The following is a 12,769-nucleotide window of genomic DNA, read 5'->3' as shown; positions in this document are numbered from 1 at the left end:
GCCCGGGGGTGAATCGTCGGCCCCCTGATGCAGTACAATCGCCGCTTTTCATTGCCAACCAGCCGGCCATTCCGATGATCGAACCCAAGCGCGTCTTGCGCGCCCTCGCCGAACACTGGGCACTTCTGGAGCCGCTGTGCGAGCACTTCGACCAAGGCACCCTGAGTCTTGCCGAACTGCGTTCACAGCTGGCTGCCCAACAACTGGACAGCACGCCCCAGGACATCACCCACCTGCTGGACGTATGGATACGCCTGGACATCCTGGTCCCGGTGGCGAAAAGCCCGAACCGTTTCGAGCTCAACGCGCAGATCCACGACTTTCTCGCCTACCTGCGCCGTGAGCACCGCCTGGGCCTGTGCCTGGAAATCGAAGCCTACCTGCGCCACCTGGAGCGCCTGGCCGGTTATATCCAGGACGCCTTCGACGTGCGCGACGGCAACGACCTAGCGCGCCAGCTGCGGCTGCTGGACATGCGCGTGCGCGATGTTCTGAAAAAACTCGCCAACGACGAACAGGCCCTGGTGGCCGTGGCCGAGCGGGCCAAGACCAGCGACCGGCAGATTCCCCTGCGCCAGCGCTACGCCGAGGTGTTGGCCACCTGGGACGAATACGTCGAACCGATGATCCAGCTGGTGAACGCCGACGGTGCCTTCGAGCAGGGCGTGCGCAAGGTGGAAAACGTCCTGCTGCGCCTGCTCACCGAACAGCAGCGCCTGGGCCACCTGGTGGACGACGACATGCTGCTGCGCACCCACGCGCGGATCCTGGAAATGCAGACCAGCGCCCAGTTGACCCTGCGCCACGCCCGGGAACTGCTGCTGCCGTTGCGCGAGGAAGCCCGCCGGCACAACGCCGTGACCCGTGGCGCGGCCCTGGCCCTGGCGGCGATCCGACGCAAGGGCATCGACGCAGTGCCCCAAGCGGCGATGCCGCTGTTCACCCGTCCGCAGAGCACCTTCCTCGGCAGCTCCGGCCAGGTGGAAGCCTATGTCTACGCCCTGGCCCGCTTCGAGCCCAAGCCGGCGCGCTTCCCCAAGGCCCACAAGACCCACAAGGGCCTGGCCCCCAAGGCGCCGCGCACGGTTCGGGAAATGCTCGAACGCTGCGAAGACGCCCTGCCGATGCCGGACCTGATGAGCTGGCTGCTGGACCAGGAGCCGGATGGCGCCACCGACGAACTGCTGTACTGGTTCTCGCGCCTGTCCCGGGAAAAACGCTTCAAGCGCGAGCGCCTCGAACGCCGCGACTACCACACCCAGGAGCATCAGGTCAGCCTGCGCTCCTTCGCCCTGCTCTCGGCCCGCGATGACGCCGCCGAGCATTCTGCGAGCAACGCCAATGCATCTTGATCTTTCCGAACTGTCCCAGCTGGCGCCGATCTTTCGCGAGCTGTTCAAGGGTTACCACGTCAGCCGCCGCGACCCGGAGCTGTACGCCCAACTGTCGAACTTCCAGGACCAGTACCGCACCCTGTTCAAGGCCCTGGGCTTCGAACTGGTGTGCGACACCCGGGGTTTCTACTACTTCGTGCCGGACAATGCCGCCGCCCAGGTGAACAAGACCGCCCAGCGCCTGGCGCTGTTCACCTTCATCCTGGTGGAGCACCTGGCCGACCAGGGTCGCGACCCGATTGCCGTGCTCGATGGCGGTAGCCTCGGCCGCGACGAACTGCCGTCGCTGCTGGAGAAATACCGCGACCTGTTCATCCAGGCCGAAGTGCAGACCCAGGAAGAACTGGAAGAGAAAATCATGCGCCGCATGACCCAGCTGGGTTTTGCCGCCGAGGAACCGGGCATCTACCGCTTCCTGCCGCCGATGCACCGCTTCCTCGACGTCTGCCTGTCGGTGCAGCAGGACCGCGACCTGGCCGCCAGCCTGCACAGCGTGCTGCCGTTGCCGACCCCGGTGCTGGTAGACGACGACAGCGACGAAAAACTGCTACAGACCGATGACCCGCTGGACCTGAGCGAATTCGACGAGTCCGAAGAAAGTGAAGAAGACGCGCTGGCCCGGGCCATCGCCGAAGAACAGGAGCTCGACGCATGAGCAAGGAACGCTACGGCATCCGCCGCTTTGCCCTACTGAACACTGCCGGTTACAGCCTGGGCCTGTTCCCCCTGGAAGAGCCGCTGTCGGTCTACGGGGCCAACAACCTGGGCAAGTCGGCGTCGATCAACGCCCTGCAATTCCCGATTCTGGCGCGCATGTCGGACATGAGCTTCGGCAAGTACAGCCTGGAACAGTCCCGGCGCTTCTACTTCGCCTCCGACACCAGCTACATCCTGGTGGAAGTCTCGCTGCCCCACGGCCCCCACGTGATCGGCGTGGTCGGGCGCGGCCCGGGCGGCGGCTTCGGCCACCAGTTCTTCGCCTACGCCGGCCAGCTGGACCTGGCGCATTACCAGAAGGACGACACCTGCCTGCGGCAGAAAGAGCTGTTCACCAACCTGGAGCGCCAGGGCCTCAAGGCCTATGAGCTCAAGCCCGATGAACTGCGGCGTCTGCTGGTGGGTGGCCACACCTCGATTCCCCTGGACCTGACCCTGATCCCGCTGCGTTCCACCAGCGAGCAGAGCCTGAAGACCTTCCGCGCGCTGTTCATCAACCTGCTGCACATGCGCGAGATCACCGCGGCCAAGCTCAAGCAGCTGTTCCTCGATGCCTTCGAACACAGCCTGCGCTCCGGCAGCGTCGACTACATCGCCGCCTGCGACGAAGCCTTCCGCGATGTGCGGCGCATGGAGCAGGACTACAACTCCCTGGTGGCTGCGGGGCCTCTGGTGGAAGCCCTGGCCAACGGCGTGAAGCAGCGGGACATTCTGCGGGGCAAGCTGCATCGCCTGTCGCCGCTGCTGGATTCGCTGCTGGGCACCTGGTCGGACTATGCCGGCGCGCGCAAGGAAGAGCTGACCCTCCAGGCCGAGCACTACCGCAACGAGCAGGACGCGCTGCAGAACGACCAGCGCAGCAGCACCCAGGAAATGATGCGCCTGGAACGGGAAATCACCGGCACCCAGCGCTGGCTCGGCGAGTTGTCGGTGCTCAAGCACCGCTTCGCCCTGGTGGACGACGTCAAGGTCCTGGAACAGCAACTGCTGGCGGCCAAGGATGCCCACGATGAACTGGCCGGCGCCCTGGCCCAGTCCCGGCAATTCTCCGCCGAAGACCTGGAAGAACGCCTGCGGGACCTGGAAAAACGCCTGAAGTCGGTCAAGCAGCAGCTCGACCACGCCGACAACAACAGCTATGCCCGGCTGCGCGAGGAGTTCTCCCAGCAGGATGTGGAGCGCCTGATGCGTCTGTTCAACAGCGCGCTGTTCAGCCTGCCCCTGGGCGAGCACGGCATCTCGCTGGACGAGGATGGCCAGTGGGTGAAGTCGGTGGAGCTGATCCTCGACGGCTTCAAGGGCGAGCGTTTCGAAGTGCCGGGACTGTCCATCGACATTTCCCACATCGAACCACCTGCCTTGCAGGCCCTGGCCGACCGCGCCGCCCTGCGGGATCAGAAAGAGCGCCTGGAAAAGGAACTCAAGCAGCTCAAGACCCAGGCCGCCGTGGCCGCCGACCGCGCCGCGAGCAAGACCCAGACCGAAGCCCTGTACCAGCAGGTGCTGGATGCGCAGAAGGCCCTGGAAGACTTCCGCCGCGCCCAGACCCTGAGCGCCGAGGAAGGCGAGAAGCTGGAACAGCTGGCGCAGATGGAAGCCGCCCAGGACGAACTCAAGCGCTCCAGCGATGCCTTCACCGAACGCGTCCAGCAACTGTCCGCCAAACTGCAACTGGTGGGCCGGCAGATCGCCGACATGGAAGCCAAGCAGCGCACCCTCGACGACGCCCTGCGCCGCCGTCAACTACTGCCGGCGGACCTGCCGTTCGGCACGCCGTTCATGGACCCGGTGGACGACTCCATGGACAACCTGCTGCCATTGCTCAATGACTATCAGGACAGCTGGCAGGGCCTGCAGCGGGTCGACGGCCAGATCGAGGCGCTGTATGCCCAGGTACGCCTCAAGGGCGTGGCCAAGTTCGACAGCGAGGATGACGTCGAGCGCCGCCTGCAGCTGTTGATCAACGCTTACGCCCACCGCACCGACGAGGCCCTGACCCTGGGCAAGGCGCGTCGCGCGGCGGTAACCGACATCGCCCGGACCCTGCGCAATATCCGCAGTGACTACGACAGCCTGGAACACCAGCTGGCGCTGTTCAACCGCGAGATCAACAAGCGCCAGGTGTCCAACCTGCAGAGCTTCCGTATCGTCCTGGCGCCGAACAAGGAAGCCCTCAAGCACATCGACCAGATCATCCACAGCGCCGGCCAGTACGAGGAAGGCGAGACGCTGTCGGTGTTCGACCTGAGCCAGAGCGCCGAACAGGACAACAAGAACGAAGAGGCCAAGGAGTACCTGGCGCGGCTGGTGGCGGCCAACCACAACCAGCTGGGCCTGAAGGACCTGTTCGAGCTGGCGTTCGAGATCACTAAGGTCAACGGCCAGCCGGTGATCCACACCGACATCGATGGCGCGGCGTCCAACGGCACCACCATGACCATCAAGGCGCTGACCAACATGTACCTGTTGCTGCACTTGATGGACCGCGACCAGGCCGGACGCATCCGCCTGCCCTACTACCTCGACGAGGCGGCGGATATCGACGAACGCAACCAGGCGGCGCTGCTGGAAACCAGCCTGCAGCTGGGCTTCGTGCCGATCCTGGCCAGTGTGAAACCGCAGGTATCGGCCCAGGTGGCCATCGACCTGGAAGGCGGCAGCGGGCCGAACGGCATCTACATCGACGAGGCGGACTGGAAGTTCATCCGTCGTCACGATCAGGTCAAGGCGGTGCTGAACGTGGAACCCGAAGCAGAAGCGGAACTGGACGAAGTCTGATTCCGTAACGCCGCAACGAAAAAGGCCGCGCTCTTGGGAGTGCGGCCTTTTTTATTGGATAGCCTTTGTAGGAGCTGACTTGCCAGCGAAGGCGTCCTCTAGAAGAACGCAGGACTTGAGGGCCTCTTCGCCGGCAAGCCGGCTCCTACGAGCGGGTTATTTGCCCAGGGGGATCTTGGGGGCCCAAGTCAGCCATTCATCCTCGAACTTGTCGAACAGGGGGAAGGTCTGCTGGGGACGGGCCGGGTTGCCCATGCGCTCGCCATCCGGAGTGGCGAAGGCAATGCCGCCCTGGATCAGGGTTTCCAGGGACTCGGTACGCACCGTGGCGCCCTTGAACAGGCCAAAGTCCACGCCAAATCCGCTGCTGTTCCAGAAGCGTGTGCCACCACGAATCAACGGCGCGTACTTGGGCTCGATGAGGATGTGGATCAGGACCCGGTCGGCCGTCTGGCCCAGCTCGTAGCCGGTCACCTTGCCCACCGTCACTTCGCGGTAGGTCACCGGCACCCCCACCTTCAGCGAGCCACGGCGCGCAGCGCTCAGTACCAGGCTCAGGCCCGCTTCAGGAACGCTGGCCTCAGGCGGCTGCGACAAAGCGACAAAGCTGGTCTGTACGCCCTGGTTCTTCGTCGCGGGCTGCACCTCGATGTATTGACCGGTGACCAGGGTTTCCAGGTTCGAGGTCTTCATCAACCCCAGTTCCGGCTTGACCACCCAGAACTGGCTGCCGACCCGGGCGATACGCTCCGGCACTTCGGTGATCCGCGCCTTGAGCATCACCGATTGCAGATCGGCGCTGAGGGTCACTTCTTCCAGCTTGCCCACATCCAGGCCCTTGAAACGCACCGGCGTGCCAGCGCGCAGCCCATCGGCGCGATCGACCTTGATGGTGACCAGGGTGCCACGCTGCGCCGCCTCTTCCTGGTTGGCGAACAGCCGGAAACGCGGAATGCGCTTTTTCAGCGGCACGTTGGGCAGCGGTGTCTCGAAGGCAATCCCCCCGGCCATCAGGCTCTGCAGCGACTCGCTCTTGATCTGGATGCCGCCGGTGAGTCCGCCGGTGAGGGTGATGCCGCTGACGTTCCAGAAACGCGTCGAACCGTTGACCAGCGACTCGTACTCTTTCTCGATATGAACGCCGATCACCACTTGCTTGCGGGTGTGAGAGAACTGATAGCTCTGTACCGAGCCGACCTTGACCTGCTTGTAGAGGATCGGGCTGCCCACATCCAGGGAGCCGAGGTTGTCGGTGAACAGCACCATGTGCAGGCCCGGTGCACGCAAATCCAGAGGCGGGGCCTTGGCCCGGGCTTCGAACTCGCGCTGGGGCGCAGCGCCCTTGTCGCCGGGGCGAATGGCGATGTAGTTGCCTTTGACCAGCGCCTCAAGCCCAGTGATGCCGGCCAGGGAGATGGAGGGTTTGACGGTCCAGAACTGGGTGCCCTGGACCAGGTAGTCCTCGGCCAGCGGATCGAGGGTCAGCTCGGCGGTGGCGCTGGTGAGATCGGAATCGACCTTCAGCGCTTTCAGGCTGCCCACCTGGATGCCCTTGTACATCACCGGGGTGCGTCCGGCCTGCAGGCCTTCGAAATCGGTGAGCTTGACCTTGACCCGGATACCGGCCTGGGCGGCATCGAAATCCTCATAGAGGCGGAACGGCAGGCTTGGATCGGTCGGCGGGCTGTCCTTGCGATTTTCCGGCGTGGCAAAGGCGATACCGCCGGCGACGATGCTGGACAGGGACTCGCTGCGCACTTTGACCCCGGACAGGTTGGCGTCGATGCTGATGCCGCTGGCGTTCCAGAAACGTGTGTGTTTGCGCACCAGGTTGGCGTAGGTGGGCTCGATATAGACCTTGAGTTCGACCGTGCTCTGGTCTTCGGAAAGCAGGAAGCTTTTGATCTGTCCCACCTGGATCTGTTTATAGAACACTGGGCTGCCACGGTTCAGCGAGCCCAGGCGCTCAGCCTTGATGGTCAGGTGCAGACCGGGCTTGGCGTCCGATAAGGGCGGTTCTTCGGCCAGCGCCTTGAACTTGCGTGCGGGCTCCCCTTCGCCGGGATTGACCGCGATGTAGTTGCCGGAGACCAGGGTTTCCAGGCCGGTGATGCCGGCCAGGCTGACACTGGGCTTGACCAGCCAGAAGCGGGTGTTGGTCTTCAGGTACTGTTCGACGTCCTTGTTCATCTCGACCGTGGCGATCACCCCCTTGGAGTTGCCTTCATCGTCCAGGGCCAGAGTCTTGACCTTACCCACGGGCATGCCTTTGTAGACCACTTCGGTCTTGTTGGCCTGGATCCCCTCGCCGCTTTCGAAGCGCAACTGGATCTCGATGCCGGTCTGGCTGTAGGCACGCCAGCCCAGCCAGCCACCGATGATCAGGGCAATCAGGGGCAGTACCCAGATGGCTGACCAATTGGAGGCCGGGCGGGTTTTGGCGGTAGGCAAATCACTCATGGTCGTCGTCCGACTCCGTGTTATCCCAGATCAGTCGGGGATCGAATGTTACTGCGGCCAGCATGGTCAGAATCACCACACTGGCAAAGGCAACCGCACCGAGATTGGCTTCGATGCTGGCCAGCCGTCCAAAGTTGACCAGCGCCACCAGGATGGCGATGACAAAGATATCCAGCATCGACCAGCGACCGATGAACTCGATAAAGCGGTACATGATGATCCGCTGCCTTGCTGACAATGGCTGGTGGCGCTGTACCGAAAACAACAGCAGGGCTATGCCCACTAGCTTGAAGGTGGGCACCAGGATACTGGCGACAAATACTACCGCGGCAATGGGAAACATGCCGTGCTGCACCAGCTGGATAACCCCCGACATGATGGTGCTGGGGTCGCCCTGGCCCAGTGAGCTGACCGTCATGATCGGCAGCAGATTGGCCGGAACATAGAGAATGGCGGCGGTGAGCAACAACGCCCAGGTGCGCAGGATGCTATTGGGACGGCGGGGGTGGACCAGGGCTCCGCAACGAGTGCAGGTCTGCTCGTCGCTGTCGGCCTCCTGCCGGTTCAACTCATGGCATTCGATGCAAATCAGAATGCCTGCATCAATCGCCCGCATGCACATCCTCTCCCGATAACGCTTGCCAGATCTGGTGAGGTGACATCACCACCTCCAGCCAGACCTGGACCAACAACAGACTGATAAAACACACCAGGCCCAGGCCCACGGTGATGGAGGCCATGTCGGCTAACTTGACGATGGCCACCAGCACGCCCATCAGATAGACCTCGAGCATGCCCCAATCGCGCAAGTGGTGATAAATGCGGTAGAGCAGCAAGCCGTAACTGCGCCCGATGTTCCAGCGAATACTCAACAGGACCAGGAGCTGGCAAATCAACTTGATCAGGGGGATGCCCATGCTGCACAGGAACACCACCAGCGCCACGCCTTCCATACCGGTATCGAACAGGCCTTGCACGCCGCTCCAGACGGTATCTTCGGAAGACTGTCCCAATAGATTGAGCTGCATGATGGGAAGAAAGTTCGCCGGTACATAGAGCAACAAGGCGGCGATCACCAGAGCCAGGCTACGTTCAACGACATTGTGCCGGTGTGCGTAGAGTTCATAGCCACAACGCGGGCATTGAGCCTTTTCACCGAGAGCAAGCCTTGGCTTGCGCATCAGCAGATCGCACTCGTGGCAAGCAACCAGGTCGTCCAGTGGTAATTCTGACAACCCGGGGGCGTCAACCGGATCTGGCATAGAAGGCTCTGGAAGTGGAGAAAGTAGCGGCTATTCTAGTGTTCCAATTCGAAAATAACTGTACAAATTTGTTTGCGGATAAGAGCGAATTTTTCCGCAGCACAAAAACAAAACCCCAACTGCTTTCGCAATTGGGGTTTCGGAATTTAATCTTGACGATGACCTACTCTCACATGGGGAAACCCCACACTACCATCGGCGATGCATCGTTTCACTTCTGAGTTCGGGATGGGATCAGGTGGTTCCAACGCTCTATGGTCGTCAAGAAATTCGGTAGCCAGTCCGTTGCTTGTGCAACGTGCCAGCGAATGGGTATGTAATAGAGTTGGTGTTTTGTGAGCCTGCAAACTTTCGGTTTGTTTCGTCTTCACACACCGCAATCTGGCCTCTTTCGAGTTCGCAAATTGCTTGGGTGTTATATGGTCAAGCCTCACGGGCAATTAGTATTGGTTAGCTCAACGCCTCACAGCGCTTACACACCCAACCTATCAACGTCGTAGTCTTCGACGGCCCTTTAGGGGATTCAAGATCCCAGTGAGATCTCATCTTGAGGCAAGTTTCCCGCTTAGATGCTTTCAGCGGTTATCTTTTCCGAACATAGCTACCCGGCAATGCCACTGGCGTGACAACCGGAACACCAGAGGTTCGTCCACTCCGGTCCTCTCGTACTAGGAGCAGCCCCTCTCAAATCTCAAACGTCCACGGCAGATAGGGACCGAACTGTCTCACGACGTTCTAAACCCAGCTCGCGTACCACTTTAAATGGCGAACAGCCATACCCTTGGGACCGGCTTCAGCCCCAGGATGTGATGAGCCGACATCGAGGTGCCAAACACCGCCGTCGATATGAACTCTTGGGCGGTATCAGCCTGTTATCCCCGGAGTACCTTTTATCCGTTGAGCGATGGCCCTTCCATACAGAACCACCGGATCACTAAGACCTACTTTCGTACCTGCTCGACGTGTCTGTCTCGCAGTCAAGCGCGCTTTTGCCTTTATACTCTACGACCGATTTCCGACCGGTCTGAGCGCACCTTCGTACTCCTCCGTTACTCTTTAGGAGGAGACCGCCCCAGTCAAACTACCCACCATACACTGTCCTCGATCCGGATAACGGACCTGAGTTAGAACCTCAAAGTTGCCAGGGTGGTATTTCAAGGATGGCTCCACGCAGACTGGCGTCCACGCTTCAAAGCCTCCCACCTATCCTACACAAGCAAATTCAAAGTCCAGTGCAAAGCTATAGTAAAGGTTCACGGGGTCTTTCCGTCTAGCCGCGGATACACTGCATCTTCACAGCGATTTCAATTTCACTGAGTCTCGGGTGGAGACAGCGCCGCCATCGTTACGCCATTCGTGCAGGTCGGAACTTACCCGACAAGGAATTTCGCTACCTTAGGACCGTTATAGTTACGGCCGCCGTTTACCGGGGCTTCGATCAAGAGCTTCGCGTTAGCTAACCCCATCAATTAACCTTCCGGCACCGGGCAGGCGTCACACCCTATACGTCCACTTTCGTGTTTGCAGAGTGCTGTGTTTTTAATAAACAGTCGCAGCGGCCTGGTATCTTCGACCGGCATGAGCTTACGGAGCAAGTCCTTCACCCTCACCGGCGCACCTTCTCCCGAAGTTACGGTGCCATTTTGCCTAGTTCCTTCACCCGAGTTCTCTCAAGCGCCTTGGTATTCTCTACCCAACCACCTGTGTCGGTTTGGGGTACGGTTCCTAGTTATCTGAAGCTTAGAAGCTTTTCTTGGAAGCATGGCATCAACCACTTCGTCACCTAAAAGGTAACTCGTCATCAGCTCTCGGCCTTGAAACCCCGGATTTACCTAAGATTTCAGCCTACCACCTTAAACTTGGACAACCAACGCCAAGCTGGCCTAGCCTTCTCCGTCCCTCCATCGCAATAACTAGAAGTACAGGAATATTAACCTGTTTTCCATCGACTACGCTTTTCAGCCTCGCCTTAGGGACCGACTAACCCTGCGTCGATTAACGTTGCGCAGGAAACCTTGGTCTTTCGGCGTGGGTGTTTTTCACACCCATTGTCGTTACTCATGTCAGCATTCGCACTTCTGATACCTCCAGCAAGCTTCTCAACTCACCTTCACAGGCTTACAGAACGCTCCTCTACCGCATCACTTACGTGATACCCGTAGCTTCGGTGTATGGTTTGAGCCCCGTTACATCTTCCGCGCAGGCCGACTCGACTAGTGAGCTATTACGCTTTCTTTAAAGGGTGGCTGCTTCTAAGCCAACCTCCTAGCTGTCTAAGCCTTCCCACATCGTTTCCCACTTAACCATAACTTTGGGACCTTAGCTGACGGTCTGGGTTGTTTCCCTTTTCACGACGGACGTTAGCACCCGCCGTGTGTCTCCCATGCTCGGCACTTGTAGGTATTCGGAGTTTGCATCGGTTTGGTAAGTCGGGATGACCCCCTAGCCGAAACAGTGCTCTACCCCCTACAGTGATACATGAGGCGCTACCTAAATAGCTTTCGAGGAGAACCAGCTATCTCCGAGCTTGATTAGCCTTTCACTCCGATCCACAGGTCATCCGCTAACTTTTCAACGGTAGTCGGTTCGGTCCTCCAGTCAGTGTTACCTAACCTTCAACCTGCCCATGGATAGATCGCCCGGTTTCGGGTCTATTCCCAGCGACTAGACGCCCTATTAAGACTCGCTTTCGCTACGCCTCCCCTATTCGGTTAAGCTCGCCACTGAAAATAAGTCGCTGACCCATTATACAAAAGGTACGCAGTCACAGAACAAAGTCTGCTCCCACTGCTTGTACGCATACGGTTTCAGGATCTATTTCACTCCCCTCTCCGGGGTTCTTTTCGCCTTTCCCTCACGGTACTAGTTCACTATCGGTCAGTCAGTAGTATTTAGCCTTGGAGGATGGTCCCCCCATATTCAGACAAGGTTTCTCGTGCCCCGTCCTACTCGATTTCATGACTAAGAGATTTTCGCGTACAGGGCTATCACCCACTATGGCCGCACTTTCCAGAGCGTTCCGCTAATCTCAAAGCCACTTAAGGGCTAGTCCCCGTTCGCTCGCCACTACTAAGGGAATCTCGGTTGATTTCTTTTCCTCAGGGTACTTAGATGTTTCAGTTCCCCTGGTTCGCCTCTTGCACCTATGTATTCAGTACAAGATAACCATCTTATGATGGCTGGGTTCCCCCATTCAGAGATCTCCGGATCAAAGTCTGTTTGCCGACTCCCCGAAGCTTATCGCAGGCTACCACGTCTTTCATCGCCTCTGACTGCCAAGGCATCCACCGTATGCGCTTCTTCACTTGACCATATAACCCCAAGCAATCTGGTTATACTATGAAGACGACATTCGCCGAAAATTCGCAAAACTCTTAAGAGTTACTCACAAATTTTACCTTAGCCTGATCCGTTACCAGTGAAAGTAACGTTCAGTCTATCTTTCTATCACATACCCAAATTTTTAAAGAACGATCTAATCAAAAGACTAGAAATCAACATTCAATGTGAATGCTCATTTCTAAGCTTTCAGAAGCAGTTTATGGTGGAGCCAAGCGGGATCGAACCGCTGACCTCCTGCGTGCAAGGCAGGCGCTCTCCCAGCTGAGCTATGGCCCCATAACAAAATTGGTGGGTCTGGGCAGATTCGAACTGCCGACCTCACCCTTATCAGGGGTGCGCTCTAACCAACTGAGCTACAGACCCAATTTCGAGCTTGTAACTGTTAGCTTGGAGCTATCAGCTTGGAGCTTAAAGCTGCTTCTATCGTCTTCTTCAATGAATCAAGCAATTCGTGTGGGAGCTTATGAAGCAGCTGATGTCGTCGATTAAGGAGGTGATCCAGCCGCAGGTTCCCCTACGGCTACCTTGTTACGACTTCACCCCAGTCATGAATCACACCGTGGTAACCGTCCCCCCGAAGGTTAGACTAGCTACTTCTGGTGCAACCCACTCCCATGGTGTGACGGGCGGTGTGTACAAGGCCCGGGAACGTATTCACCGCGACATTCTGATTCGCGATTACTAGCGATTCCGACTTCACGCAGTCGAGTTGCAGACTGCGATCCGGACTACGATCGGTTTTATGGGATTAGCTCCACCTCGCGGCTTGGCAACCCTTTGTACCGACCATTGTAGCACGTGTGTAGCCCAGGCCGT

Annotated in this window: 6 protein-coding genes, 2 tRNA genes and 3 rRNA genes (1 of these 11 cut by a window edge); 3 read left to right on the top strand and 8 right to left on the bottom strand. The window is 59.1% G+C overall.

Going from position 1 to position 12,769, the window contains the following annotated elements:
• The first annotated feature begins 74 nt into the window (after nucleotides 1–74).
• The 3 genes from mksB to mksF are packed head-to-tail and all read left to right on the top strand — an operon-like array spanning nucleotide 75 to nucleotide 4,889.
• The gene (gene mksB / locus BLV47_RS03915) at nucleotides 75–1,352 is read left to right on the top strand and encodes an Mks condensin complex protein MksB (RefSeq protein WP_167365623.1); all 1,278 of its coding nucleotides are present in this window, start codon (nucleotides 75–77) and stop codon (nucleotides 1,350–1,352) included.
• Nucleotides 1,342–2,049, top strand: a complete 708-nt coding sequence (gene mksE / locus BLV47_RS03910; RefSeq protein WP_047285462.1) for an Mks condensin complex protein MksE — start codon at nucleotides 1,342–1,344, stop codon at nucleotides 2,047–2,049. The genes mksB and mksE overlap by 11 nt, the downstream gene beginning before the upstream one ends.
• Nucleotides 2,046–4,889, top strand: a complete 2,844-nt coding sequence (gene mksF, locus BLV47_RS03905) for an Mks condensin complex protein MksF (protein WP_092310093.1) — start codon at nucleotides 2,046–2,048, stop codon at nucleotides 4,887–4,889. Before mksE ends, mksF begins: the two co-directional genes overlap by 4 nt.
• Before the next feature lie 156 nt (nucleotides 4,890–5,045).
• Here mksF and BLV47_RS03900 read toward each other — a convergent pair whose 3' ends face one another.
• The 8 genes from BLV47_RS03900 to BLV47_RS03865 all read right to left on the bottom strand — a co-directional run.
• Nucleotides 5,046–7,349 (bottom strand): PqiB family protein, encoded by a 2,304-nt coding sequence (locus tag BLV47_RS03900; RefSeq protein ID WP_092310090.1) that lies wholly within the window; start codon nucleotides 7,347–7,349, stop codon nucleotides 5,046–5,048.
• On the bottom strand, nucleotides 7,342–7,965 hold the full coding sequence (locus tag BLV47_RS03895) for a paraquat-inducible protein A (protein ID WP_092310087.1): 624 nt from the start codon (nucleotides 7,963–7,965) through the stop codon (nucleotides 7,342–7,344). The genes BLV47_RS03900 and BLV47_RS03895 overlap by 8 nt, the downstream gene beginning before the upstream one ends.
• Entirely contained in the window at nucleotides 7,952–8,611 is a 660-nt protein-coding gene (locus BLV47_RS03890) for a paraquat-inducible protein A (RefSeq protein ID WP_092310084.1), read from the bottom strand. The genes BLV47_RS03895 and BLV47_RS03890 overlap by 14 nt, the downstream gene beginning before the upstream one ends.
• A gap of 150 nt (nucleotides 8,612–8,761) precedes the next feature.
• Nucleotides 8,762–8,877 (bottom strand): 5S ribosomal RNA (gene rrf / locus BLV47_RS03885).
• Between the two features lie 153 nt (nucleotides 8,878–9,030).
• Nucleotides 9,031–11,922: ribosomal RNA gene (locus tag BLV47_RS03880) — 23S ribosomal RNA — on the bottom strand.
• 231 nt (nucleotides 11,923–12,153) lie between these two features.
• Nucleotides 12,154–12,229, bottom strand: a tRNA-Ala gene (locus tag BLV47_RS03875).
• Between the two features lie 10 nt (nucleotides 12,230–12,239).
• Nucleotides 12,240–12,316, bottom strand: a tRNA-Ile gene (locus BLV47_RS03870).
• A 123-nt stretch (nucleotides 12,317–12,439) separates the two neighbouring features.
• Nucleotides 12,440–12,769, bottom strand: a 16S ribosomal RNA gene (locus BLV47_RS03865); it runs 1,209 nt beyond the window's last position.
• The 16S, 23S and 5S rRNA genes sit together here with 2 tRNA genes alongside, the layout of an rRNA operon.

The sequence above is a fragment of the Pseudomonas saponiphila genome, assembly GCF_900105185.1.
Classification (GTDB): Bacteria; Pseudomonadota; Gammaproteobacteria; order Pseudomonadales; family Pseudomonadaceae; genus Aquipseudomonas; species Aquipseudomonas saponiphila.
The sequence above is the reverse complement of the archived record's forward strand: the minus strand, read 5'-3'. Positions and strand labels throughout refer to the sequence as shown.